21 protein-coding genes are annotated in these 26,399 nt (G+C 62.3%); 11 read left to right on the forward strand and 10 right to left on the reverse strand.

Translation table 11 applies throughout. The features are described from left to right. Window positions 1–73 precede the first annotated feature (73 nt). On the forward strand, window positions 74–415 hold the full coding sequence (locus D3878_RS13455; RefSeq protein WP_233556327.1) for a DUF5335 domain-containing protein: 342 nt from the start codon (window positions 74–76) through the stop codon (window positions 413–415). A 25-nt stretch (window positions 416–440) separates the two neighbouring features. Here D3878_RS13455 and D3878_RS23510 read toward each other — a convergent pair whose 3' ends face one another. Further along, a complete protein-coding gene (locus D3878_RS23510; protein WP_147383950.1) occupies window positions 441–740 on the reverse strand; it encodes a hypothetical protein in 300 nt (99 codons plus the stop codon). Between D3878_RS23510 and D3878_RS13460 the strand changes: the two genes are divergently transcribed. From D3878_RS13460 to D3878_RS13485, 6 genes are all read left to right on the forward strand, one after another. Next, on the forward strand, window positions 730–4,152 hold the full coding sequence (locus D3878_RS13460) for a PAS domain S-box protein (RefSeq protein WP_119785960.1): 3,423 nt from the start codon (window positions 730–732) through the stop codon (window positions 4,150–4,152). The genes D3878_RS23510 and D3878_RS13460 overlap by 11 nt on opposite strands. Continuing rightward, window positions 4,149–5,351 (forward strand): EAL domain-containing response regulator, encoded by a 1,203-nt coding sequence (locus D3878_RS13465; RefSeq protein ID WP_119785961.1) that lies wholly within the window; start codon window positions 4,149–4,151, stop codon window positions 5,349–5,351. The genes D3878_RS13460 and D3878_RS13465 overlap by 4 nt, the downstream gene beginning before the upstream one ends. A gap of 118 nt (window positions 5,352–5,469) precedes the next feature. Further along, entirely contained in the window at window positions 5,470–5,790 is a 321-nt protein-coding gene (locus D3878_RS13470; RefSeq protein WP_119787888.1) for a cupin domain-containing protein, read from the forward strand. A gap of 94 nt (window positions 5,791–5,884) precedes the next feature. Next, window positions 5,885–6,337, forward strand: coding sequence for a 2,4'-dihydroxyacetophenone dioxygenase family protein (locus tag D3878_RS13475; protein ID WP_119785962.1), 453 nt, complete (start codon window positions 5,885–5,887; stop codon window positions 6,335–6,337). Between the two features lie 22 nt (window positions 6,338–6,359). Continuing rightward, window positions 6,360–7,511, forward strand: a complete 1,152-nt coding sequence (locus tag D3878_RS13480; protein ID WP_119785963.1) for a DUF748 domain-containing protein — start codon at window positions 6,360–6,362, stop codon at window positions 7,509–7,511. 74 nt (window positions 7,512–7,585) lie between these two features. Next, entirely contained in the window at window positions 7,586–8,188 is a 603-nt protein-coding gene (locus tag D3878_RS13485) for a type 1 glutamine amidotransferase domain-containing protein (protein ID WP_119785964.1), read from the forward strand. 38 nt (window positions 8,189–8,226) lie between these two features. On the opposite strand, the gene D3878_RS13490 is transcribed toward D3878_RS13485, so the two are convergent. Together D3878_RS13490 and D3878_RS13495 are read right to left on the reverse strand one after the other, a co-directional pair. Then, window positions 8,227–10,371, reverse strand: a complete 2,145-nt coding sequence (locus D3878_RS13490; RefSeq protein ID WP_158592257.1) for a putative bifunctional diguanylate cyclase/phosphodiesterase — start codon at window positions 10,369–10,371, stop codon at window positions 8,227–8,229. A 412-nt stretch (window positions 10,372–10,783) separates the two neighbouring features. Next, window positions 10,784–11,746 carry an NAD(P)H-dependent flavin oxidoreductase gene (locus D3878_RS13495; protein ID WP_119785966.1) on the reverse strand — a complete coding sequence of 321 codons (963 nt, stop codon included), beginning with the start codon at window positions 11,744–11,746 and terminating at the stop codon, window positions 10,784–10,786. A 123-nt stretch (window positions 11,747–11,869) separates the two neighbouring features. Between D3878_RS13495 and D3878_RS13500 the strand changes: the two genes are divergently transcribed. Further along, entirely contained in the window at window positions 11,870–14,362 is a 2,493-nt protein-coding gene (locus D3878_RS13500; protein WP_119785967.1) for a GGDEF domain-containing protein, read from the forward strand. A 16-nt stretch (window positions 14,363–14,378) separates the two neighbouring features. Here D3878_RS13500 and D3878_RS13505 read toward each other — a convergent pair whose 3' ends face one another. The 3 genes from D3878_RS13505 to D3878_RS13515 all read right to left on the reverse strand — a co-directional run bounded on the left by D3878_RS13505 (window position 14,379) and on the right by D3878_RS13515 (window position 19,956). Further along, window positions 14,379–16,952: a chemotaxis protein CheW gene (locus tag D3878_RS13505; protein WP_119785968.1), complete on the reverse strand. Its 2,574-nt coding sequence runs from the start codon at window positions 16,950–16,952 to the stop codon at window positions 14,379–14,381. Between the two features lie 11 nt (window positions 16,953–16,963). After that, window positions 16,964–19,285: a putative bifunctional diguanylate cyclase/phosphodiesterase gene (locus D3878_RS13510; protein ID WP_119785969.1), complete on the reverse strand. Its 2,322-nt coding sequence runs from the start codon at window positions 19,283–19,285 to the stop codon at window positions 16,964–16,966. A 221-nt stretch (window positions 19,286–19,506) separates the two neighbouring features. Beyond that, the gene (locus tag D3878_RS13515) at window positions 19,507–19,956 is read right to left on the reverse strand and encodes a hypothetical protein (RefSeq protein ID WP_119785970.1); all 450 of its coding nucleotides are present in this window, start codon (window positions 19,954–19,956) and stop codon (window positions 19,507–19,509) included. Window positions 19,957–20,270: 314 nt separating this feature from the next. On the opposite strand from D3878_RS13515, the gene D3878_RS13520 reads away from it, so the two are divergent. Both D3878_RS13520 and D3878_RS24710 read left to right on the forward strand, forming a co-directional pair. Continuing rightward, window positions 20,271–21,851 carry a class I adenylate-forming enzyme family protein gene (locus D3878_RS13520; RefSeq protein ID WP_119785971.1) on the forward strand — a complete coding sequence of 527 codons (1,581 nt, stop codon included), beginning with the start codon at window positions 20,271–20,273 and terminating at the stop codon, window positions 21,849–21,851. 210 nt (window positions 21,852–22,061) lie between these two features. Further along, a complete protein-coding gene (locus D3878_RS24710) occupies window positions 22,062–23,552 on the forward strand; it encodes a methyl-accepting chemotaxis protein (protein WP_119785972.1) in 1,491 nt (496 codons plus the stop codon). Between the two features lie 44 nt (window positions 23,553–23,596). On the opposite strand, the gene D3878_RS13530 is transcribed toward D3878_RS24710, so the two are convergent. The 3 genes from D3878_RS13530 to D3878_RS13540 all read right to left on the reverse strand — a co-directional run bounded on the left by D3878_RS13530 (window position 23,597) and on the right by D3878_RS13540 (window position 25,195). After that, entirely contained in the window at window positions 23,597–24,418 is an 822-nt protein-coding gene (locus D3878_RS13530) for an alpha/beta fold hydrolase (protein WP_158592258.1), read from the reverse strand. 34 nt (window positions 24,419–24,452) lie between these two features. After that, on the reverse strand, window positions 24,453–24,773 hold the full coding sequence (locus tag D3878_RS13535; RefSeq protein WP_119785974.1) for a DUF2288 domain-containing protein: 321 nt from the start codon (window positions 24,771–24,773) through the stop codon (window positions 24,453–24,455). 77 nt (window positions 24,774–24,850) lie between these two features. Then, window positions 24,851–25,195: a hypothetical protein gene (locus tag D3878_RS13540; RefSeq protein ID WP_119785975.1), complete on the reverse strand. Its 345-nt coding sequence runs from the start codon at window positions 25,193–25,195 to the stop codon at window positions 24,851–24,853. 110 nt (window positions 25,196–25,305) lie between these two features. On the opposite strand from D3878_RS13540, the gene D3878_RS13545 reads away from it, so the two are divergent. Then, complete coding sequence (locus D3878_RS13545; protein WP_119785976.1) at window positions 25,306–25,539, forward strand: hypothetical protein; 234 nt, start codon at window positions 25,306–25,308, stop codon at window positions 25,537–25,539. Here the strand turns inward: D3878_RS13545 and D3878_RS13550 are convergent. Next, window positions 25,536–26,165 carry a carbonic anhydrase gene (locus tag D3878_RS13550; protein ID WP_119785977.1) on the reverse strand — a complete coding sequence of 210 codons (630 nt, stop codon included), beginning with the start codon at window positions 26,163–26,165 and terminating at the stop codon, window positions 25,536–25,538. The genes D3878_RS13545 and D3878_RS13550 overlap by 4 nt on opposite strands. Window positions 26,166–26,399 lie beyond the last annotated feature (234 nt).

Raw genomic sequence — 26,399 nt, forward strand, 5'->3', positions numbered from 1 at the left:
AATGGCCAGGATTTCATGCCTAATTACTTTAGTAATGATAAATATGCGCATCAGCGCAGGCATGGAGACTGACATGAGCATTGCAAAACTGCAAAAGGAAGCTTGGCGTCCCTACTTTGACGCCATGTCCAAGGAATTGGCTGGGAAAACCGCCGAAATCGCTGTTGATTCCCTCAAACTCGGGCATCAGATCGAGGCGGAATGGCTACCGCTGTATGGTCTTGTCTATGATCCGAAAAGCGATATCTTCGAAGTGGTGATGGAAGGTCTGGACCATATGATCGCGCATCCGCAGGAAGTGTATGTCGATGTTGACGCCAGCGGCTTGAATAGCGTGGAAGTGATCGATGAAGACGATGTGCGCCAGATCATCAGCCTGCGTTCTCCCTTGCTGCTGCCGCAGTCGCTGCATTAAAAATCCAGGCCAACAAGGATAAACTTCAGGGCACAATTGACAACGTGGCGGCTTGTCTTCTGGCCGCTACCGTTGCCGCAGGAGTTGTGGTATAAATGAAAACAAAAAGCCCCAACACACGTTCTGGCAATCGGGCTTCTTGTGCATGTTTTTCGGCTTGCCGTTGTTCAAGGCTTGAACGCTCGTAGAATGATTGCATTGCACTTGGCCGTCCCTTGCGCACCATGCGGTGAGGAGTGGCCGTGCTTGCCTCTTTTGCAATAGGCGAACGACAAGCACGGCGAGCGCTGGTACGGCACAACGGATTTTCCAGCATGGAACGCATTATTCATTTTGGTTTCCTGACCACTGTCTCGATCATCATCGGGATGAGCCTGTTGCTGTACGGCGCATTGTCGCGCTCGCATGAAGCTTCCCAGCAACTGTATCAAATCAATGCAATCCTCAATGGCCTGCAGCAGGTGCGGGACGACTACCTCCGAGCCGAACTGGCGGTGCGCAAATATACCGCCGCCGGCAATCCCGCCGATTTGGCCGAAAACGCGTTCTTCCTGAAGCGGATCGGTGCCGACATCGCCGCGCTGAAACCGCTGTTGGCAGACGATGCCGGCCAGCAACGCCGGCTGCAACAACTGGCGTCCGCATTCGCCAAGCCCAACCCGGCACTGGATGCATCCCTGCCGAACCGGCCCGCCGACAACATTGGCGCCCCACTGATGCAGGTACGCCAGGATTTTTTCGATGTGGCCAGCGACATTGGTAGCGAAACCCTGCGCGACTTCACGGCGCATGGTGAAGCAGCGCAGCGCCGTTTCCACACCACGCTGGTGACACTGGCCAGCATGGTCGCCATCGGCTTGATGATGCTGCTTGCAGTGTACCTGAACGTGATCATGCAAATCCGCGCGCGCAAGCTTGCCGAAATGCAGCAAAAAGAAAGCAGCGAGATATTGCGCCTGACGGTCGATTCGGTGGATGGCATGATCATCTATGTCGATCGCGACCAGCGCTTCAAATTCCACAACAAGGCTTACGCGCAGTTATTCAAAGACGGTAGCGAATCCATCGTCGGCGCCACGGTGGAACAAGCGCTGGGCCAAGACTTGTACGGCAAGATCAAGCACTGGATCGACCAAGTCCTGGCAGGACAGACGGTGCAAGGCGAATACCAGCGCATACTCCCCGACGGCAGCCGCATGGATGTCCGGACCAGCCTGGTGCCCCACCGCGACGAGACCGGAGAGGTACAGGGCTTCTTCGGCCAGCTGACTGACATCACCGAATACAAGCGCAAGGAAGCCTTGCTGCTGGCGACGACCACTTTCCAGAAAGCGATTCTCGACAGTGCACGCATTTCCATCATCACGGTCGACCGCGAAGGTAACATCCAGTCCTTCAACGTCGGCGCCGAACGCATGCTGGGCTACCGCGCCGAGGAAGTCATTGGCAAGATCAACCCCCTATGCTTTCACGACGAGCGGGAAATCCGTGAACGCGCACCGGCCTTGAGCCTGGAACTGGGCGAAACGGTCGAGCCCGGGCTCGACGTTTTCATCGCCAAGGGAAAACGCAGCCAGGTCTACGAAGATGAATGGACGTATGTGCGCAAGGATGGCTCGCGCCTGCCGGTATTTCTGTCGATCACCGCGCTGCGCACTAACGCGGATGACATCATCGGCTACCTGGGAATCGCCTTCGACATCACCCAGCAGAAAGAAACCGAGGCGCAGCTCCAGCAGGCACGGGCCGACGCGGAAGAGGCCTCGCGCGCCAAAAGCGCCTTCCTTGCCACCATGAGCCATGAAATCCGCACGCCCATGAATGGCGTGCTCGGCATGGCCGAGGTACTGGCGCGCAGCAAATTGACCCGACACCAGAGCGAAATGGTGCAAACCATCCGCGACTCGGCGGGCGTGCTGCTGAACCTGATCGACGCTATCCTCGATTTTTCCAAGATCGAGGCTGGCCGCCTGGAACTGGAACGGGCACCGCTTTCCATCCGCGACCTGGCCGAAGGGATTTGTACCTCGCTGCTGCCGGTGGCGGCGGGCAAGGGCGTCGACCTGAACCTGTTCGTTTCGCCCGCCATTCCGGAACGCGTCATGGCGGACGATGTGCGGCTGCGCCAGATGCTGTACAACCTGCTGGGCAACGCCATCAAGTTTTCCGGCGACCGCCCCGGACAACGCGGCCGCGTCTGGCTACGGGCGGAAGTGTTGCAGGCGGCACCGCTGAAAATCGCCTTCCGCATCAGCGACAACGGCATCGGCATGGCGCCGGAAGCGGTGGACAAGCTGTTCAGTCCCTTCACTCAGGCCGAAGCGTCGACCACGCGCCGCTTCGGCGGCAGCGGTCTCGGACTGGCAATCTGCAAACGCCTGGTCGAGCTGACGCAAGGCGAAATCAGGGTTGACAGCACCTTGGGAAGCGGTTCAAGCTTTACAATCATATTACCCTTCACGCTTGCCGAGGAACAAACAGCGCAGGCATTGCCGGATCTGAATGGGATCAGCTGTATCGTGATCGAAAATCCGCAGATTGCCGCTGCCGACCTGTGTGCCTACCTGGCCCCGCAGGGCGCACAGGTGCATATCGCCGCCAGTCTTGAAACCGCGGCGGCGATGGCGGCTGGCGCTGCGCCACCCGTGGTGGTCGTGCATGATGCCAGCAGCGACCAGCAGGCGGCACGGCAGGCAGTGCATGCTGCCTTTGCAGCCACCCAGGATGTGCGCCACCTGCTGCTGACGCGCGGCAGCCGGCGGCAGGGGCGCGCTGAGGCGCCCGGCATCGTCAGCCTGGATGCCGATGCCTTGCCGCGAGGCAGTTTTCTGCATGCTGTTGCGGTGGCTGCCGGCCGCTTAGCACTGGAAATGTTGCACTATTCAGCCGGCGACCAGCCGGCAACCGAGGTAGCACCACCCGGCGTCACCGAGGCCCGGGCGCAGGGTCGCCTGATCCTGGTCGCCGAAGACGACGCCATCAACCAGAAAGTCATCCTGCGCCAGCTGGCCGTGCTGGGCTATGCCGCCGAAGTCGCCGGCACCGGGGTCGAGGCCCTGCAGCTATGGCGCGCCGGCAGGTATGCCTTGCTGCTGACCGACCTGCACATGCCGGAGCTCGATGGCTACGAGCTGACGAAGGCAATCCGGGCGGAGGAATCTCCCGAGCAGCATATGCCGATCCTGGCGCTGACCGCGAATGCGCTGCGCGGCGAAACCGGCCTTGCCCGCGCGGCCGGCATGGACGACTACCTGACCAAGCCGGTGCAACTCAAGGTGCTGCAGCGCGTTCTTGAGAAATGGATGCCGGCTGCCGATATGGCTACCATTGGCGCAACGGTAGCCGCCCCGGACAATGCCGCGCCCGAGGCGGCTGCGGTCGATGTGAATGTGTTGAAAGGCCTGGTCGGCGCGGACGACGATGCCGTGCGCGAATTGCTGGCCGATTACCGGGCAATTGCGCGCCAGCAGGCAGTGGAGTTGCGTCATGAGCTCGACGCCGGCAATATCGGGCTGGTCGGCGCCATTGCCCACAAACTCAAGTCGTCGTCGCAATCGGTGGGAGCGCTGGCGCTGGCGGCGGTGTGCGCCGAACTGGAACGTGCCGGCAAAGCGGCGGACAAGGATGCCGTCCTGCGCAATATGCCGAAATTCGACGTGGCACTGGGCGCCGCCGACAGCGCACTTGCCGGCTTGCTGGCTGAAGAACCAGGCACGGCAAGCAGGAGCAAGCCATGAAAATTCTTTTGGTTGACGACGACGCCTTCGCGCTCCAGCTCCTCAGCCGTCAGTTGGCCAACCTCGGCTTTGTCAATATCGTTCCTTGCCTGCGGGCCCAGGAAGCCTTGGTCTGGCTGGAAAGCAATAGCGCACACTTCGGCCTGATATTCTGCGACCTGCAAATGCCGGAAATGGATGGCGTCGAATTCGTCCGCCAGCTGGTGCACATCGGCTATCGCGGCGGACTGGCACTGGTCAGCGGCGAGGATGAGCGGGTTTTGCAAACCGCCGAGAGGCTGGCCAGGGCGCACCGGCTCGATGTGCTGGGGGCGCTGCACAAACCGGTTGCGCCCCAGGCGCTGCAAGAGATGCTGGCCCGTCATGCCCGGCGCGTTGCCGGCAAGCCCGACGCCACCCCCAGGACGTATACGCCGCAACAGCTGCGACAGGCGATCGACGATGGGCAGTTGATCAACCATTACCAGCCCAAAGTGGCTTTCGCCAGCGGCGAGCTGATCGGCGTCGAAACGCTGGTACGCTGGCAGCATCCGGACGACGGCCTGGTCGAGCCGGATCAGTTCATCGGCATCGCCGAGGACCATGGCATGATCGATGACCTGACGCGCATGGTGCTGGGCGCCGCCTTGCGGCAGGGTGGCGCCTGGCATGCGGGAGGCCTGCCGCTGCAGGTGGCCGTCAACATCTCGATGGACAACCTCGGCGCGCTCGACTTTCCCGATGTGGTCGAACGCGCGGCGGCGGCGGCCGGCATGCCGCTCACGCACCTGGTGCTGGAAGTGACCGAAAGCTGCCTGATGAAGGATCCGCTGTCGCCGCTGGATATCCTGACGCGCCTGCGCCTGAAACGCATCGGCCTGTCGATCGACGATTTCGGCACCGGCCATTCGTCGCTGGCGCAGCTGCGCGACATCCCCTTTACCGAACTCAAGATCGACCGCAGCTTCGTCCATGGCGCCAGCCGCAACGCCTACCTGCAGGTGATTCTCGAAGCCAGCCTCGGCATGGCGCGCCAGCTTGGCATGAAAACGGTGGCCGAGGGCGTGGAAGAGTCGGAGGACTGGCATCTGTTGCGCGCCTGCGGCTGCGATGTGGCGCAAGGTTTCCTGGTCGCCAGGCCGATGGCGGCGGCGGAATTGCCCGGCTGGCTGCGGGAGTGGGAAACTCGCCGGGGCGAGCTGACTGCGGATGCGGCATGACGCCGGCCATCGACACCCTGCCATCGAAAATCCGCAGTCTTATGCTTGCAGCACCACCTTGATGCACTGCCAGCATTTACACTGTCGCCTACCCCGATGCTTGCGATGAATGCCGCCGATGAAATCCGCCAATCTGCTCCAGAACATTCCACAACAATTGCCAGAGGAATTCGCCGAGATCCTGGCCGCCTCGGACAGCGTGCGCATCGAGCGCATCGTCTCGCGCGGGCATTGCTCCCCACCCGGCTTCTGGTATGACCAGGAGCAGCACGAATGGGTGCTGTTGCTGCAGGGCGGCACCAGCCTGCGCTTCGCCGATCAGGATGAACCGGTGCGCCTGGCGCCGGGCGATTACGTGAATATTCCAGCCCATGCGCGGCACCGCGTCGAATCGACCGATGCGGACACGGATACGGTGTGGCTGGCGGTGTTTTACTAGACCCACTTCGGCAAACCCGCTTCCGGCCAAAACTTCCCAAACCGGATAAGCGCATGCGACAATCGCAGCCATTGTTTTAGCCACGCAACTTCCCATGCAACGCGATACCCTGATTTATTGCAAGCCCGACGACTTGCCCTGGGTGCCCTGGGCCTTGCCCGGCGCCGACTTCAAGCTGCTGCACGCCGACCCCGACAGCGGCCGCTTTTCCCTCATGATCCGACTGGCCGGCGGCGTCGATGCGCCCATGCACAGGCATATCGGCGCAGTCGAAGGCTGCGTGCTGGCCGGCGGCTTTTATTATGACGATCAGCCGGACGTCTGGTTCGGCCCGGGGTGCTATCTGCTGGAACGCGATGGCGCGGTGCACCGTCCAGTCTGCCCGCACGGCGCGGAAATGTTCGCGGTGTACTACGGCGCGGTGGAGGGACTGGATGCGGCGGGCAACGTCACCGGCCGCATCGACTGGCGCTGGCATGTGAAAGCCTGGCGGCTACGCACGGCAAGCGCCCGCAGGGCGCGCAGCCCCGGGCAGGCGCCGGCATGAGGCGCGCCAGGAATATCTCTGCATGAGCGACGCCGTCGGTACCGGCGGTACTGGCAGCGCACGTGGCGGCCGGCGCGCGCGCTATGCCGGCATCGCCCTGGTCTTGCTGCTGGCACTGGCGGCGGCCGGCTTTTTCGGGCTGCGCTACGCCACTGCCCTGCTGAAAACCCAGGTCGAGGCGGCGCTGGGCGAGACCAGCGAAATCGGCGCCATCGACGTCGGCTGGTCGGCCATCGAAGTGCGGGACTTGCGCATCCGCGCGCCGCGCGACTGGCCGGCGCAAGATACCCTGCAAGCGGCCAGGATCATCATCGTGCCCGACCTGCGCGGTCTCTTGTCGGACCGCTCGCGCGTCCACATCCACAGCATCACGATCGACGACGCCTACCTGTCGGTGCTGCGCACCCGCAGCGGCCGCCTGCGCCTGTTGCCCAGCCTGCTGGAAACGAAAAAAGACCAGGGCGACGGCGCCGTCCCCAGCAACGGCGCCATCGAGGTCGCCATCGGCAAGGTCGAATTGCGCGGCGGCCGGGTGGAATTCTTCGATGCCAGCGTCAAGCAACCGGCGCACCGCATGCGGCTGGAACAGTTGCATGCCAGCGTGGAACAACTGCAAGTGCCCAGCCTGGCCGGGCGTACCGGCGTCACGGTCGATGGCGTGATCAAGGGCGTGCGGCGCGACGGCAGACTGGCGGTGTCCGGCTGGCTGGAACTGGCCGCTAAAAATTCCCAGTTGAACAGCCGCCTGGTCGGGGTCGATCTGGTCGCCCTGCAGCCTTACCTGATCAAGGCCGCCGAAACCGGCGTCAAGCGCGGTACGCTCGAGATGCAGCTGCAATCGACGGTGAAAGCCAACCGCCTGCATGCACCGGGCAAGCTCACCCTGACCGACCTGGAATTACGTGAAAAAAGCGGCGCCGTCGGCACCTTCATGGGCTTGCCGCGGCAAGCGGTGGTGGCGGGCCTGAAAGACCGCAACAACCGCATCACGATCCAGTTCACCCTGGAAGGCAAGCTCGACGATCCGCGCTTTTCCCTCAATGAGAATTTTGCCAAGAGCATCGGTGCAGCCACCGCCGGCTTGCTTGGCATCAGCATCGAAGGCCTGGCAAAACACCTGGGCAATGCCCCGCAAGCCATCGGCTCGGCCATCAAAAACCTGTTCGGGCAATAGCGCCGGAGCCACGCACACCGAACTTCCGGGGCGCGCACGACTCCATTGATTTTGACCCGCAAGGAGACGACATCATGGAAAACACGCAAGGACTGGAAGGCTTGCGCGTGGCGATTCTGGTTACCGATGGCTTTGAGCAATCCGAATTCACTGGCCCACGCGATGCGCTGCAACAAGCCGGCGCCAGCGTTACGGTCGTGTCCACCCACCTGGGCACGGTGCAGGGGGTCAAGCATGTCGACAAGGCCGATACCTTCGACGTCGATTTGAGCTTCGACGACGCCGATCCGGAGGATTTCGATGCGGTTGTCTTGCCGGGCGGCGTGGTCAATGCCGACCAGATCCGCATCGCGCCGCAGGCGCAGCAATTCGTGCGCAGCATGCAGGATGCCGGCAAGACCATCGCGGTGATCTGCCACGGCGCCTGGCTGCTGGTATCGGCCGGACTGGTGCAGGGACGCACCCTGACCAGTTGGCCGACCCTGCAGGATGACATCCGCAATGCCGGCGGCCACTGGGTCAACCAGCAGGTGGCAGTCGATGGCAACTGGATCAGCAGCCGCCGCCCGGGGGACATTCCGGCTTTCAATGAAAAGCTGATCGAGAAGCTGGGCGAACGTGTCAGCGTGAGCGTGCGCGGCACTGCCGATGAACAGCGGCCGGGGCTGAGCAGTTAAGCAGTAGCGTTTGAGTGCGCCGGCTGGCGCTGGCGCACTCAGTTTGTTCGCGGGAATTGCGGCAGTTCGCTGGCCGGCACCGGCTGGGTGCAATAATTTCCCTGGAATTCGTCACAACCCTGCGAACGCAGGAACTCCAGCTGATCGTTGGTTTCGACGCCTTCGGCGATCACTTTCAGCTTCAGGCTCTTGGCCATGATCAGGATGGCGCGGATGATCGCGGCATCATTGGCATCGCCGCTCAGGTGGCGCACGAAGGATTGGTCGATCTTGAGTTTATCGACAGGGCAATGCTTCAGAAAATTCAGGCTGGAATAACCGGTGCCGAAATCATCGACTGCCAGTACCACGCCCATTGCACGCAACGCATGCATGGTTTCCAGCGCGGCGCCGGCGCTATCGACCAGGACGCTTTCGGTGATTTCCAGTTCGAGGTATTGCGGCGCGAGGCCGGTCTGCCGCAGCACCTCCCGGATCTTTTGCAATAAATCCTTTTGCCGGAACTGGATGGCCGACAAGTTGACGCCGACCATCATCGGCGTGCCCTGGTCATGCCAGCTTCTGGCCTGGCGGCAGGCGGTTTGCAATACCCAGTCGCCGATCGGCAGGATCAGTCCGCATGCCTCGGCTGCCTCAAGGAAATGTCCGGGGGTGAGCATGCCGGCGTCCGGATGCTGCCAGCGCAGCAATGCCTCCACGCCGATGATGCGGCCGCTGGCGATGTCGATTTCCGGCTGATATGCCAGGAAAAACTGCTCCTGTTCGAGCGCCGTCTTGAGCTGGCGTTCCAGCGTCAGTCGCGCGACCATGCGCACATTCATGTCCGGGTTGAAGAACTGATAGCTGTTGCGCCCGCTTTCCTTGGCATGGTACATCGCGGTGTCGGCATTCCTGAGCAAGGCATCCATATCCTGACCATCGTCCGGATACATGCTGATGCCGATGCTGGTCGTGATCGTCAAGGCATGGCCCTCGATCTGGTAGGCCATGCTGGCCGAATGCAGGATGTTGGCGGCGATATGCGCCACCTGTTCGACGCCGCCGATCTCGGTCAGCATCACGACGAACTCGTCGCCGCCCTGGCGGCTGACGGTGTCGTTGCCGCGCACGCACTTCTTCAGGCGCTCGGCGACGGTTTGCAGCAGCTTGTCGCCGATGTGATGGCCAAGCGAATCGTTGACATTCTTGAAGCGGTCGAGGTCGAGGAACAGCACCGCCAGCTTGCCGCGGTTGCGCCGCGCTGCGGCGATTGCCTGCTGCAGGCGGTCGCGCAGCAATATCCGGTTCGGCAACCCGGTCAGGATGTCATGCTCGCTCAAGTGGCGAACGCGCTCTTCGGCCGCCTTGCGATCGGAAATGTCGCAAAAGATGACGATGAAATTGACAATGTCGCGCACGCCGCCGGGTACGGCGGAGATGGAAGCCCAGGCTGGAAACGCTTCGCCATTGCTGCGCCGCCCCCAGAGTTCGCCTTGCCAATGACCGTTGCGGCTGACTTCATCATGGATGGCGTCATAAAATGCCGCATCATGCTCTTCCGAGCGCAGCAACGACTCCTTCGCGCCGGTGAGTTGTTGCTCGCTAAAGCCCGTCATGGCCGTGAACGCGGCATTGACGCTGACAATGCGCCATTGCGCATCCAGGATAATGATGCCTTCATGACTGTTCTCGAATACCTGGGCCGACAGGCGCAGCGCCTGCTCTGCCTGTTTGCGGTCGGTGATGTCGATATCCATGCAAAAGACTTGCCGGGTCTGGCCATGTTCAAGTACGGGGAACATGGTCGAATACACCCAGAGCAGCTTGCCGGACACCGTGCTGACTTGCCAGTCACATGGCAGTGCGGGCTGTCCGCTCTCCCACATGGTCGTCAGAACGGCGTCAAATGCAGCGGTAGTGCCGCGGAAAGTCAGCAAATCGCAGAAGTGCCGTCCGATCGCGTCAGCGCGCGCAATGCCATACAGCTTTGCACTGGCGTCATTCCAGGTACAAATGATGCCGTCACGATCAACGCCCTGCAACGCGACCATCGACGTTTGTTCGATCGCTTCGGCAAATGGGCCCCGCACATCAATGGCCATCCCGCCACTGTCACCAGCAGGCATTTCCCTATCCAGCGGCGCGATGCTGCGCAGGCCGTCCGCTGCCGGCGCTGCCTTCCTTCCAAAAAATTTGTCGCGCATAAGGCTTTCCATGCTTATCAAAAAACAAGAAAACACCTGACGCAGTAGTTTGCTGGCAGGGCGGCAGAAGGAGACTAAGTGCTTACGAATAGAATTGAAATGCACAATAACCAAAAATCCGTGCGGTTTTTTGATTAGTTGTTGCCAATTTGAGGCGGATTAACATTGTTCCCTGATTACAAGGAGGCGATGTTTGCTTTGTGTTTTAAAAACATCGCAAAATGCACGCAAAACGCTTTTTTCCATTTTCCATCAGGAAGTTTTTTTAATGCCGGTGCCGCGTGCGCGTCTTTGTGCAGAGGCGAGCGTACCGGGCGACGGGAAAACCTCCATCACGCATTTTTTATCAGTAAGTATGACAAAGGACGTAAAGCGTACTGACAGCATCGCGCATCGGCAACACCTTTGGCAACTACAAGGCGAGACGTTTTTTCGCTTCCCTGTATTCGTATTCCAAGCGTTCGACCACCTCGGTGACGGCCGGCGCGTCATCGATCAGGCCGACGCCCTGCCCGGCACCCCAGATATCGCGCCAGGCTTTGGCAGCGCTATTGCCGCCGGAGGCGAAACTCATCGCGGATTTATCGGACTGCGGCAGATTGTCCGGGTCCAGCCCGGCCTGGACGATCGATTTTTTCAGGTAATTGCCATGCACGCCGGTAAACAGGTTGGTGTACACGATATCGGCGGCGCTGGACTCAAGGAGTGCCTGACGGTAGGCATCGCTGACATTCGCCTCCCGGGTCGCCAGCCAGCGCGAACCGATATAGGCCAGATCCGCCCCCATCGCCTGCGCCGCCAGGATCGCGTCGCCGCTGGCGATCGCGCCCGACAAGGCCAGCGGCCCCTGGAAAAACCGCCGCACCTCGCCCACCAGCGCGAACGGCGACAAGGCGCCGGCATGGCCGCCGGCGCCGGCGGCCACCAGGATCAGGCCATCGACGCCGGCTTCCAGCGCCTTGTGCGCATGGCGAATCGAAATCACGTCATGCAGGACGATGCCGCCATAGCCATGGATGGCCGCCAGCATCTCGGGGGGCGGCACACGCAAGCTGGAAATGATGATCGGCACCCGGTGCTGCACGCAGACCGCCACATCCTGCGCCAGGCGATCGTTGGACTGGTGCACGATCTGGTTGACCGCAATCGGGCCGACAATTGCTTGCGGGTGGGCAGCCTGGTAAGCGGCCAGTTCGGCCTGCATGTCGGTCAGCCAGGTATCGAGCATGGCCGCCGGGCGCGCATTCAGGGCGGGAAAGGCGCCGACCAGGCCAGCCTTGCATTGCGCCAGCACCAGTTGCGGGCCGCTGGCGATGAACATCGGCGAACAGATCACCGGCAAGCGCAAATGTTGCAATACGGCGGGCAGGGCCATGGCCTTTTCCTTTCAGAGTGCGGATGCGGATGATTATACGGAAAAAAGCACGGTCGTTCACCATTTGACCGAACTTCATATACTCCGTATGGTGCTGTTGTCAAAAAGAAATAGTTTGCTGAGATGAAAAAATTTCCGGTTTACGCCTATCAAATCCTCGGGCTGGCAATTGCCCTGTTTGGCGCGACGATCGCCCTGCGCTGGATCTTCCAGATTGAAGCGATTGCCCACCTGATTCCCGGTTCGGAGCAGATGGGTTTGAATACCCCGCTGATGTTCCTGGCCAGCGGCCTCGCCTGCGTATGCCTGCCGCAGCGCCAGCCGCCGCTGCAGGTGCTGCTCAGGCTGTGCATCCTGCTGCTGATGGTGCTGCCGGGATTGACCATGGTCCAGCACCTGTTTGGCGTCAATCTGGGGATCGATTTCGTGCGGGTGCCAAGCATGCCGAGCGCATCCATCCCGTATCCGGGGCGAATGGCGCCGAACACCACGCTTGGCTTCCTGTGCGCCGGAATGGCGTTGCTGCTGCTGTCCCGTCCGGGCCGCGAGCGCCGCCGCGATCGGCTGGGCATGGTGGCGATCGCCGCCACCATGCTGATCGGCCTGGCCGCGCTGGCCGGCTATTTCATGCGCCTGGATGCGCTTTACCACCTGGCCAGTTTCAACCAGATGCTGGTGCCCACGGCGGCCGTCATGAGCATGCTCGGCTGCTGCCTGTGGCTGCTGCGCCAGCATCGGTACAATCCGCGGCAGGGCGGCACCAGCGCCTATCAGCGCCGTATCACCTGGCGCGCCGGCGTGGTGCTGACGCTGGTGGCGCTGGCCGCCGGCGTGGCGGGTTTCGCGGTGGTGCGCAATGTGCTCGAAAAAGCATTGACGGACAACATGTTGTTCGCCACCACCACCAACGCCACTTCCATGGCCAACATATTGGACGACAGGCTGGCCTTCCATCGCACGATCGTCACCCGCCCCATCGTGCAGCGGCAGTTCGTCCGCCTCGCCGCCAATCCTCAAGACCGGGAAGCGCGCGATTTCCTGCAAACCGCCGCCAGCAATCTGCTCACCGCGGGCCCAAGCGGCGTGCGCATGCTGGATGCCGACGGCCGCCTGATTGCCGCCAGCGGGCAGGTGCTGCGCGAGCGCGCGCCGCTGGCGCAGCACCTGCAGCGTGCCGGCCAGAACGCCTACCTGGTGTGGCAGGACGATTACCTGCTGTATGCCGAAACCCCGGTCCTGGCGAACGGGCACCGGGTCGGCACGGTGGTTGTCGAACAACCCCTGCCGGCATTCGACAAGCTGCTGCACGTGATTCAGACCAGCGGCGACTCCACCGACGCCCTGTTGTGCAGCCGCCGGCAGGATGCGGCGCTGTGCGCGCCCAGCCGTTTCAACAGCGGCGTCACCAGCATCCCCGCGCACCTGGAAGGCAAAGCGCACGACCAGCCCATCCACCGCGCGCTGGCCGGGCAACGCGGCGTGATATCGATTCTTGACCTGCGCAAAGTACCGGTATTCTCCGCCTACACGCCGCTGCAGGACTTCGGCCTGGGGCTGGTGATCCAGAGCGATTCCGACAGCCTGTATGCGCCGTTGAAGGCACAGACGCAGTTGCTGACGGCGCTGCTGGTGGCCTTGGTGGCGCTCGGCACCACCACTATGGGCCTGGCAGTGCGGCCGCTGCTGGAGCGGATCGAGCGCGACATCACCGATCTGCGCCTGGCGGAAGAAAAACTGGCCGGCAGCGAGAAGCGTCTGCGCTCCATCACCGACAATCTGCCGGTGCTGATTTCCTACATCGACCGCGAGCAGAAATACGGCTTTTGCAACCGCACCTTCGAGACCTGGACCGGCGTGCCGCCGCAACAGGTGCTGCAGCACCATGTTGCGGAAGTGCTGGGCCAGGAGCGATACGTGGAGCGCCAGGCCAACATCGCGCTGGCGCTGAGCGGACAACGGGTCGAGTTCGACATTGCCACGCTTGGCGGCGACGGCACTCTGCGCCAGCTGCACACCACCTTTGTGCCGGACATTGCCGCCGACGGCACGGTGCTTGGCATCTACACGCTGAGCACCGACGTCAGCGCCCTGCATGCGGTGCAGCGACAGCTGCAGCAGATGGCGCGCTTCGATGCCCTGACCGGCTTGCCGAACCGCTACCAGATGAACGAGAAACTGGTCGAGGCGATCGCCCGCTGCCGCCGCGCAGGAACACCGATGGCGCTGATGTTCCTCGACATCGACCATTTCAAGGCGATCAACGACAGCCTCGGACACGCGGCCGGCGACGAGATGCTGAAGGAATTCGGCCGGCGCCTGAAGGCCAGCGTGCGCGAAACCGACGCGGTGTGCCGCCTGGCCGGCGATGAATTCCTGATCATCCTGGAACAGCTGGGCAGCACCGCAGAGACCGAAGGCATCGCCCGCAAGATCCTCGCCAACGCCGGCGCGCCCTGCAAGATCCAGGGCCAGCCGCTGCGCATCGGCACCAGCATCGGCATCGCCTACTGCCAGGAGCAGCCGCTGTTGCCCGATGCGCTGATCGACCATGCCGACCAGGCCCTGTACCAGGCCAAGCAGGCCGGGCGCGGCACTTTCCGCCTGATCCTCTGCTGAAGCGCGGTTCGCCGATTCAAGCCGCCAGTTTCAATTCGAAGACGGCGGCGGCATCCTGCAGCAGCGGCTCGTTCGGCGCCTCAGGGTCGTTCAGCACGGCGAACAGGTAGTCGACATTGACGGCCTGGATCAGCAGGTCGCCGTCGTTGGCCTTGATCACCTGCGTGATCAGCATGCCGCCCTCGCCGTTGGCCAGCGGCGTCGGAATGATCTGCGCGACATCGAATTCCGGCACGCCATGCAGGTCTTCCACCAGCAGGCCGATGGTCTGGCCGCCGTGGGACACGATCATCACCTGGCTGGCGGCGTCCACCGGCGAGGGTGTGCCGCGCATCAGGTGGCCGAGGTCATACACCCAGGCGAAACGCTTGTCCTCGCCCTGCTGTTCCAGCGAGATGATGCCGACGCGCTCGGGCCTGCCACCGAGCGACACGCGCGAGATGCGCTGCGCCGGCAGCGCCTGCTGCGCATGCTCGGCGGCGATTGCGAACATGGCGCCGTCGAGGAAGAAGGTGGCGAATTCACGGCCGCCGACGCCGGCGTCAAGCACGGTTTCCTGCCGGTGCCTGGCCGCCATCTTGCGCACCTCGCCGAAGTAGGCAAACACCACCGCCAGGACGTCGTCGACATAGCCGTCGGAGACCTTGAATTCGCGGTAGCCGCTGCATGCCGTGCAACCCATGACGGCGTAGTGACCACGATCTTCGACAATGCGTGAAGTGCCGCTGCCACCGGGAAGTTTCAGCAGGACCGGATCGATGTCCAGCACGCTGCCGACCGGGCGAGCCGGATCGGTGCTGGAAATGATGCGGCCCTGGCGGTCGACATAGAAGGCGTGCGCGGCATCCTTGCCGGCCAGGCCGCTATTGAGCATTGCCGAGAATTCCACCGTGGCGTCGAACACGATGCCGATGCCGCCGACCACCACGCCGGCATTGTCGGGGGCGCGGATCGCCGCATGGTAGACATAGGTTGGTGCCCCTTTATACAGCGAGGTCGGCACAAACGGCGTGACGTGGTAGTTCTGCTCGCCGCGCAGGGCTTTGACGCTGGCCAGCGTGGCAGCATCGAGCGCGGCGCCGACAATGGTGTTGCCGCCTTCCCCATCCCTGCTGCTGGCGACGATCATGCCATTGCGGTCATACACGAAGATGCGCGTGTAGACCGTGTAAAGGCGATTGATGTAATCGAGGATGGCGCTCACCTGCTGGGCCGATTCCAGATCCATTTCATCCTCGGCCAGGCGCATGCGCAATTCCGGCGTCAGGGCCCACCAGCGGCAGTCATCCGAACGTTCGTACAGATTGCGGTCGAGCAGGTCCACCAGCAAATGCGAGACGAACTCGACATCGTCCAGGCTGGAGCCGAGCACGGTCTGGTACAAGTCACGGATCGACTGCGAAAACAGTTCATTGCTGCGGTTGCCGGTTTCGCCGATCTGCTCGAGGATGGTTTTGAGCTTCTGCAGCTCGCCGCGCTGACCGGCGGTCATGACCTGGCCGTTCCAGACCACGCGGCGGATGGTGTCGGCGGCAGTCATGATCTCGAACAGCGGCGGGCAGAACGAGTGCGCATGGGTCAGCAGGCCTTCGGCGCTGGCCGGATCCAGCGCGTCCAGTGCATTGCTGGCGGCGCCGCTGAACGCCACCTCCACCGGGATCATCACCTGGCCCTGCCAGCCTGGCGGCCCCATGTAGCCCTGGTAGCCGGCGGTGGCAAAGGTGCGCACCAGGTATTCGCGGCCGCCATAGATCATGAGGCGCGGGCTGCCGTCGCGGTTGACCGGCACGGTGGCGCCGACATCGATCCAGCTGCGGTCGGCGCTGGCGATGACGCGGTTGGCGCCGTCCAGCAGCAGCATGTTGAAGCGGTCTTCCTCCTCGCGCAGCGAGCGGAACACGCCCGCCATCTCCTCCTCGAAATTGAAGCACAGGCACAAGACCCCGACCACGACGCCGGTCTGCGGATGCAGCATGCGCTGCGAATAGATCAGCGCCTGCTTCCTGGACGGGCGCAGGTCGGTGGCGCGGAAGGTCTGGACATAGCCCGACGCCGCCAGGGTTTGCCCGAGCAGCGGATCGACGCTGCCCTCGACCGGGCTTTCCTCGTCGATCTGCACCAGCACGTTGCCTTTGGTATCGAGCAACATGATCTCGTCGTACACGGTGTACTTGTTGCGGTAGGCGCGCAGGCGGTAGCGGATGGCATCGACATTGTCGGTATCGCCGGCGACAAATTCGCACAACTCGCGATCGGTGGCGAGAAAACCGACATCGGCGGTGCGCTCGTACAGGTTGCGCACCACGATATCGATCACGTATTGCGCCTTGGCGCCGATCTTGGCCAAAACGGTGGCGACCTTTTCACGCACCAGGCTGGTCACCAGTTCCTGCTCCAGCCGGTTGAAGCCGGCGCGGGTGGCGGCCATGGTCGGCAGAATGGTTTTGGCCTCGGTCGGACAGTTCATCTTGGCGGAGGACTCGATCATGCGCCACATCAGGTTCAGTTCATGCAGCGACTGTTCGCACCGGATCACGTCGCGCATGTAGGGCAGGAAGTTGTCGATCTGTAGCGGTGCGTGGCTTTCCATGGCGGCATTCCTTAAGGCTGGCGAAGCTGTTGTTTCCCGTTGTGGTGCAAGGCGATCAGTTGCTGCAGCGGCAGCGGCCGGCTCAGCAGGTAGCCCTGCAGGTAGGTGCAGCCGAACTGCGCCAGGTACAGCAACTGGGCGTCGGTTTCGACGCCTTCGGCCACCACGTCGAGCTTCATGTGGCGTCCGAGGTCGATAATCGAACGCACGATGGCGCCGTCGCCGCGGTCGTGCGGCAGGCCGGCGACGAATGAGCGGTCGATCTTGAGCGAGGTGATCGGCAGCTTTTTCAGGCGCGACAGCGAAGAGTGGCCGATGCCGAAATCATCCAGGCTGATATGAAAGCCCAGCTGGCGCAGCATTTGCATCACCGGCAGCACCTTTTCCGGCTGCTTCATGACCAGGCCTTCGGTCAGCTCCAGGCACAGGTGCCGGGCGGCGATGCCACAGGAGGCAACCACCTCGGTCAGTTCGTAGGGCAGGCTGGTGTTGGTGAATTCGGGGGCCGCCATGTTGACGTTAACCCGCAGGCCGGCCAGGCCGGCGCTGTGCAGCACCGCCAGGTCGCGGCAGGCCTGGCGCACCACCCAGCGGCCGATCTGCACGATCAGCCGGCTTTTTTCGGCGATGGGAATGAACTGGTCGGGAGGGACCATCTCGCCGTCGGGCTTGCGCCAGCGCAGCAAGGCTTCGACCGCCACCATGCGGTCGCCGTAATGGTCGAACACCGGCTGGTATTCGAGGTGGAATTCGTTTTCCGCCAGGGCGCGGTGCAGCTCGGCTTCCATGGTCAGCTGGCGCGCCAGCGAGGTCTGCTGCTGCGCCAGCAGCAGGGTACCGCTGTCCGAGCAGAAGCAATAGGCATTGCGGCCGCTCTTCTTGCTGCGGTACATGGCTTCGTCCGCGCTGCGCAGCAATTCCTGCGGGGTCCAGCCGTTTTCGGCAAACACGCTGATGCCGATGCTGGTGGACACTTTCAGGTCATTGCCTTCGAACTGGAATGGCATGCGCGCCGCCGCCAGCACACGTTCGGCCAGCGCCTGCAAGGCGGGCATCGCCTCGGCCCGGCACGCGAGCGGCGCCAGGATGGCGAATTCGTCGCCGCCCAGGCGACCAATGCAGACGTCTTGCGGCGCCAGCTTTTGCAGGCGCTGGGCGAACTCGCGCAGCACCAGGTTGCCGGCGTCGTGGCCAAACGCATCATTGACTGGCTTGAAGCGGTCGAGGTCAATGTAAAGCAAGCCGAAGGGTGCGCCGCTCCTGCCGGCATCCGCGCTCATTTCTTCCAGCTGGCGGTGAAAATAGTTGCGGTTGGCCAGCCCGGTCAGGTCATCGGTCTGCGCCAGGCGACGCATGATTTCCTGTTGCTCCATGCGCTGCACCGCCTGCGCGATCAGGCCGCCGATCACCGCCGACAGGTTCGGCAATTGCGCATCGTGCTGGCGCGTCAAGGTGCTGAAAAATTCCAGCACGCCGACGCTGTGGCGCTGGCCATCGGCCGTCACATACGACACCGGAAAGGCGTAGCCGGATTCCAGCCCGCATTCGCGCGCGCTGTCGCGCCGCAGAAAGCTGCTGTCATTTTTCATATCCTCGATCCAGCACGCCTGGCCGGTGTCCCAGACATGGCCGATGAAGCCTTCGCCTGGCGTCATGCGGATATCGCAGCTTGCGCGGGTAAATGCCGCCAGCGCATATTCGGAATGATTCCAGAAATACTGGCAGGCCAGCTGCGGCTGTTCCATCGGCGCATGCCGCATCTGCCAGTAGGCGCCCCACTCCCACCCGAGGTTCTCGCACACCAGCTGGATTACCCGCGGCACCGCTTCGTCCAGCGAACCGGCGCCGACCAGCGATTGCGTCATCGCGTAACTGAAACGCTCGCGCATTTCGATATGCCGCGCAGCAGTGACATCGACCAGCACGCCGGCATGCATGCCGGCGATGCCGCCCTCTTGCGGCACCGATTGCATGCGCAGCCAACGCAAGCCGCGCGTGCCCTGCAGCACCCGGAATTCATAGTCAAGCTTCACACCGGGCAGCTTGGCCTGCATTAATGCCATGATCAACAACAGCATGTCTTCCGGCACGACGTGGGTGAAACAGGTTTCCAGCGCGCGGTGCAAGCCCGCATCCACATTGAGGAATTGCGCCGCGCCATGCGACAGGACCAGCTGCGCCTCGCGGGTATCGAGCCACCAGCGGCCGAAGCCCGCAGCGGCTTCCATGGTTTCGGGCAACGCGACCTGTGCCAGCAGTGCGGGCAGGGCGATGGCACGCGGCGCCTCGATCGCCCCCCGCTCTACCTGCGAAGATAACAGTTTGTTATTCATGTGAATTTCCTGCTCTTTGACCGTGCTTTATATCTATAAAGCAACATCCAGGCCATCAGGAACGGGGGGGTTTTGGGTGCGCTTATCGCCCGTCCAGGGGCAGTAACGTGCTCTGCGGGAGGCGTCGATACAGGTCGCACCAGGGAAGTGCGCCCCAGAAGTGTGCGAGATGAATGATCAGATGCTGCATTCAGCGCCGCAGGACAAGGCGCGCCAGAAAATCAGCGGGTGTTCTGGTAAGCCAGCGCGATCTTGGCGAATTCGATCAGCACGTCTTGTGTGCAGCCATTGAAAGTCATGAAGGCAGTCCCCGTACGCACCGCCAGACGCGGCGGGAAAATCCAGCCGGCGTAGGGAATGCTAAGCATTTTCACGCCGCGCACGTCAGACCATGCCACCTGCTTCGTATAGAGCGAGGTTTGGCGTATGCCTTTTTCATCGATGGTGGTGCGTGCCTTGAGGAACCAGTAATAACTGACGCCGAGCATGAGAGCGGCGCCCAGCAAGAGCAATTTGACGCCCCAACCGAGCTGCAACAGCGGGAAGCGCAGTGCGACCGAAAGGCCATAGGCTGCCAGGCCAAACGACAAGACCGTGGCCATCAGCTTGAACCAGAGGCTGTAGGCCGGTCCGCTGACTGCTTTTTCAGGTTGATACCAAGGTAAAGTCATGCGTCTTAATTTCCATCAATGTCAGGATCACTGTTGGCGGCAAGATGCGGGTGTTCAAGCCCGCACCGCCTGCCCGGTCGCCATTATGCCGGCAAATAGTCCTGGCCGAGGCCGGGGCGCGCGCTTTCGCCTTTTTTGTCGCCGGTTAGATTGTCGATATAGCATTTTTACCAGTGGACAATGCCAAGACAGGCGTTTAGACTTTCTTCCATTATAAAAAAGCAAACGGCCGAAGCGGTATCGGATTGCATGAGAGACAGGGCTTGAAAGTTATTGAAGATCACTTTCGACAAAGCCTCACTAAAGGAGAATGCATGACCGACGCGCGTAATTACGATGCGTTGCCGATGAATTGGGTCGGCGATTATTCTGGCAAGAAGGCGCTACTGACGCCAAACCTCGAAGCGATTTTCGACCCGCATGACGGCGCCCGTTACACCTACCGGCAAGTCGATGAACGCGCCAAGCGCGTCGCCACTTACCTGGTCGACCAGTTGGGCATCATCAAGGGCGACCGCGTGGCGCTGATTTCGCGCAACCGCATGGAATGCATCGATTTATTTTTTGCCTGCGGCAAGATTGGCGCGATCCTTTGCCCGCTCTCCTACCGCTTGCAAAAACCGGAGTTGCGTGATCTGATGGCGCGCGAATTGCCGAAAGTGATCTTTGTCGAAGACATGTTCGCCGCGCTGGCCGATGACAGCGTCTTGCCGGCGCCGCAACCGACGGTGATCTGTTTTGGCGACGCCAGCGATGTCTATGACGCGATCCTGGCCACCGAAGCGCGCGATGTCACCGTGCCGATGGCAATGAACGATCCGTTTCTTTACATTCACACCGGTGGCACCACCGCAGTTCCCAAGGTCTGCATCGTGCCGCACCGGCAAATGATGTGGAATGCCTTCGAAGCGCTGCTGATGTCGGCCGGCTCGCCGCAAGCCAGGGAGCTGGTGTTGTTCCCGCTGTTCCATGTCGGCGGCTGGAACGTATTCTTCTGCCTGTTCATGCGCAACAGCCTGGCGATTCCGCTGCGGCAGTTCGATGCCGGCCAGATCCTCGACATGATCGAGCAGAAAGTCATCAACCGGCTGGGGGTGGTGGAAGCGATGCTGCAAATGCTCAAAGCCCATCCGAAGTTCGAGCAAACGGATTTTTCGGGGCTGGAGCTGATCACCACCGCCGCCGCCCCCTGCTCCAATGAAACCCTGCAACCCTTTTGGGAGCGCGGCATTCCGACCAACCAGGCGTATGGCCTGACCGAAGCCGGCCCTTCGAATTTCGCCTTCCTCGCCCGCGAACCCGGCATGGAACACATCAAGGCCCATTCGCGCAAGGTCGGCACCCCCTTCTACTGCTGCGATTACAAGATCGTCGCCGAAGATGACCGCAACAAGCTGCAGCCGCCAGGCGAAATCGGCGTGCTGTGCCTGCGCAGCTACCACAACTTCGACGGTTACCTGCACGACCCGGAACGCACCGCCAAGGTGCTCGACGCCGACGGCTGGATCTATACCGGCGACCTGGCCGTGTGCGATGAGGAAGGACTGGTGTCGGTGGTCGGCCGCGCCGACAACATGTTCATTACCGGCGGCGAAAACGTCTCGCCGGAAGAAATCGAAAACGCCCTGCGCAGCCACCCGGCAGTGGCGGCCGCCATCTGCGCCGGCATCCCCGACAAGAAGTGGGGCGAAATCCCGGTTTCGATGGTGGTGCTCAATCCCGGCAAGAAAGCCAGCGAAGCCGATCTGCGCGCGCACTGCAAGGAATTGCTGGCCGCGTACAAGGTGCCGAGATCAGTGGCGATTGAAGAGACGATTCCGCTGACGCCGGTCGGCAAGCTCGACCGCAAGGCGCTCAAGGCTTACTTCACCAGCAGGGAAGCGGCGTTCGGCTGACGGGCTGACCTGCCGCGGCCGATGCCAGTGTGCGGATTTGTCACACCGGCGGCGTTTTCGGCAGCTTATTTAGCTTTTATAAGCTTTTCCCCATTCCCCTCGGAAAACAAACCAGTACAATAAAAAAACCGAGGGGACATTGGCATAAAAATAATACGCCATCGCCAAAGCCTGCCATACACAATAACAAGTTCATAGAGACAAAGGCAAATGAATCTGGCAAATGCAAGCATCCGCGTCCGGCTCCGCTTTAGCCTGGGCATCCTGTTGTCATTCCTGGCCGCCATGACGGCGCTAGCCCTTTTCACTGCCGCTCCCGATGCCAGCCAGGCGATGATCGCCGGCACCGGCGCCGCCATGCTGGTGGCCGGCATGCTATGCGCATGGTGGCTCAGCCACAGCCTCATCGCGCCGCTGCAGGAAGCCATCGCCATCGCCAGGCGCATGGCCGAGGGCGACATCAGCGAGCCCTTCAGCGCACGCGGGCACGGCGAATTGCTGGAACTGCAGCAATCGCTGCAGGAAATGAGCGAGCGCATGTTCCAGATCGTCGCCAAGGTGCGCTCCGGCACCACCGCCGTCGCGACTTCGGCCGGCTTCGTCAATGGCGACAATACTGCGCTTTCCGCGCGCACGGAAACGCAGGCCAGCTCGCTGGAGGAAACCGCTTCCTCGATGGAAGAGCTGACCTCGACGGTGCGCCAGAATGCCGACAATGCCCGCCAGGCCAACCAGCTGGTGGCCTCCGCCGCAGGCTCGGCGGTCAAGGGCGGCCGGGTGGTCGATGACGTGGTCGCCACCATGGGTTCGATCAAGGACAGCTCGCGCAAGATCGTCGACATCATTTCCGTCATCGATGGCATCGCCTTCCAGACCAATATCCTGGCGCTCAATGCCGCCGTGGAAGCGGCGCGCGCCGGCGAGCAGGGGCGCGGCTTCGCGGTGGTGGCAGCCGAAGTGCGCACGCTGGCGCAACGCTCGGCGTCGGCGGCCAAGGAAATCAAGACGCTGATCGGCGATTCGGTCGGCAAGGTCGAGGCCGGCGGCCAGCTGGTCGATGAAGCCGGGCGCGCCATGAAGGAGATCGTCACCAGCGTCAAGCGCGTGGAAGACATCATGAGCGAGATCGCCGCCGCCAGCGCCGAGCAGAGCAGCGGCATCGAGGAAATCAACAAGGCGGTGATGCAGATCGACGGCATGACCCAGCAGAACGCCACCCTGGTCGAGCAGTCCGCCAAGACCGTGGTCAGCCTGCAGGAGCAGGCAGTGCAGCTGAGCCAGGCAGTATCGGTGTTCGACCTGGGCGAGCGCGAATTCGGCAATGCCGAGGAAGCCCAGACGCTGATCGAGCGCGGCTGCGAAATCCTGCGCACTTACGGCAAGCAGGCCTTCTTCGACGAGGTATGCAATCCAACCGGCCAGCTGATCGACCGCGACCTCTACCTGTCGGCCTGCGACGACACCGACAGGATTGTGGTGCACGGCACCCTGCCGCGCCTGGTTGGCATCGATGGCAAGGCGGTCAAGGACCCGGACGGCAAGCATTTCATTGTCGAGATGCTGCGCATCGGCCGCACCCAGGGCAATGGCTGGGTCGATTACAAGTTCGTGCACCCGGTGACCAAGGAAGTCATGCCCAAGACCGCCTACGTCTGCGCGGTCGGCAACATCGTCATGACCTGCGGCTTTTACAAGCGCTAAACTTTGAACGCCTGGCGCCGACGGCGGCGGCGGAGGGAGGCATCTTACGGCTGTCCCGGCCGCTCCAGGAACTGCTCCAGGCGGACGTTGAATTGCACCGCCTTTTCATGAAACAGCACATGCCCGGCCTGTTCGAACAGGGCCAGTTCGGCGTGCGTGCCGATGCCCCTGGCCAGCGTGTGTGCGTTCTTCACCGGCCACACCACGTCGTCCTCGCCGTGCATCACCAGCACCGGCACCTTGATATGCCCCAGCCACTTGTAGTACGGCCTGCTATCCTGCACCGCCATCAGCTGCGCCTTGGTTGCGTGCTCGGGCTGGGCGCCAATACGGGCATACAGCCGCGCCGCATCATCGAACACTTCCGGATGCGCCGCCAGGTATTGCGGGTGGAAATACAGACCGAACAGGGTCTGCATGCGCTGCTGCGGGGTGGTGCCGGGAAAGGCCAGCCTCTGCAGCACTGCCATCGAAGGAAAGGTAATGTGCGGATCGCCTCCCGCAACGCCGGTGGACACCAGCACCAGCTGCGCGACACGCCAGGGATAATGGTGGATGAAGCATTGCACCAGCACGCCCCCCATCGAGGCGCCGACCAGGTGCACCGGCTCGGCGATGTCGAGGGCATCGAGCAGGCCGGCCAGGTCGACGGCCATTTCATCCATGGTATAGGGGCCGGGCGGCTTGCTGCTGCGGCCCGAGCCGCGGTTATCCAGCGCAATCACGCGATAGCGGCGCTGGAAGTGGGCAATCTGCGCGCGCCATGACTCGACCGTGCCGCCCAGACCGGGCACCAGCACCAGCGGCGCGCCGGCGCCGAATTCCTCGTAGTACAGGTCGATTCCGTTGATGTGCGAGGTCGGCATCGGTGGCTCCGTGAAAGGTTTCAGGGAAGTCGGGTCAATGCGCGCGCTGCTGCACCAGGATCCAGGGCTTGACCACCACGGTCCACAGCGCCGCATCGGCTTGCAGCCAGCTTTGCGCTTGCACATCCGAGACCTGGCCAAGCTGGCCGGCCGCCATCCACTGCGCGACGGCGGCCTTGTTGTCCCTGGCTATCTGCACGGCGACCTCGACCAGGTCGAGGGCATCGTCCACCACAATCACGGTACCAGCGGCAAAAAACCGCTGCAATTCCTTCCAGGCAAAGCGCGCAGTTTCGCCGTTCAGGGTGGCGCGCAACTGTTCTTCCTGCGAAAGTGCGTCTGTCGAATCGGTCATTTTTCCGCTGCCTTGCGAGAATTAAAGTACCGCCATTTTAATCGTTCATCGGACGCAGCGGACCAGCGGTGCCCGCCCTAGCGACCGACCACCAGGATCAGCGATATGCAGGCAGCGAGCACGGAAATGCCCATCGCGGTCACGCAGAGGCGCAGCAGGCGCTGCGCCTTGGCATCAGCTGCCAGCGCCGCTTCCTCAAGGGCCGTGACGGCGGTTTGCAGTTGCGCGGCCAGTTCGCGGATGTGCGCATCGTTTTGGGCGGCCACCGCCTGCAACTCGTCGATCTGCTGCTGTACCGGGGCGTTCGCGGACAAGCCGGCCGCATCGGCGCTTGTCTTGGTGAAAATCGGCTTGGCGGCCGAAACGATGGTGCCCACATGCGGCAGCACCGCTTTCAAGGCAGGGATGATCCAGGGGGCCATGCAGTGCTCCTTGCACGCGACAATATGAATAAAAAAACCGCGGAAACCCTGATGCGCGGCATCGCATTCAATGGTTTAATACCACTCTATCACTTCATAAAGGCATCGGCATGACCAGGCAAAACAGTGAAACCGAAGACGATGACTCGATCTGGGTTGTTTATGAAGCGCCGCCCGATTTTCCGGACCAGTATGTTGCCCGTCGCCTGCACATGAACCGGAGGACCGCCGATTATGTCGTCGGCGACACGCTCAATGATGTGCGCAGCAAGCTGCCCAAGGGTTTGTTCAGGATCGAGCGCAGCGAACGCGACGATCCGATGATCCGGGAATCCTGGATTTAACTGCCTGGCGGCAGGCCGTCGAAGAATTCGACCAGGCCGGTTTCCAGCGAATACTCGGCGCCCACCACCACCAGGCCTTCCTTCTGGATCAGTTGCTCGATGACTTCCGAACCATGCCGCAGATGGTTGGCCGAGGCGCGGATGTTGGCGCGCACGGCATGGTGCACGAGGGCGCCATGGTCATGTCGCAATTCGGTCGCGAGCAGCGCTTCCACCGAGGGCCGCACGCGGTCGACGATCGAATGCAGGTTGCGCGACTGGTTTTCGGTCGGCCGCTGCAGCTCTTCCAGGGTCGCCTGGATGGCGCCGCAGCGGGAATGGCCGAGCACGACCACCAGTCGCGTGTGAAAACGCTCGGCGGCGAATTCGACGCTGCCGACCTGCGACGGCGCCACGATGTTGCCTGCCACACGGATAACGAACAGGTCGCCCAGGCCCTGATCAAAAATGATTTCGGCCGGCACCCGCGAATCGGAGCAGCCGAGGATGATGGCGAACGGTTCCTGGCTGGCGGCCACTTCGCTGCGCCGGCTCTGACTGGTGAGGGCGCCACTGCTCTCGGTCTCCGAGACGAAGCGGAGGTTGCCTTCGCGCAGGCGCTGTAGTGCTTCTTGTGCTGAAATCATCGGCAATTCATCCTTTCTTGCCTGGTCGGCGATTTCCCTGCAGACAGGCGCTGCAGTGTGCAGGAGCGGCTTGATCGTTCAAAAAAATCCACATGTTTGATTTACTGCCGGCACATTGCCGCCGGCCGTTTGTTGCTGGTTCTTGCCACGCGCGACGCTGCGCCGGGCAACATCAAGGCAGGTTCGCCATTATAGGGGAAGCCCCGCAACGCCGTAAATGTCGCGCCCCCTTGC

The organism is Noviherbaspirillum sedimenti (genome assembly GCF_003590835.1).
GTDB lineage: Bacteria > Pseudomonadota > Gammaproteobacteria > Burkholderiales > Burkholderiaceae_D > Paucimonas > Paucimonas sedimenti.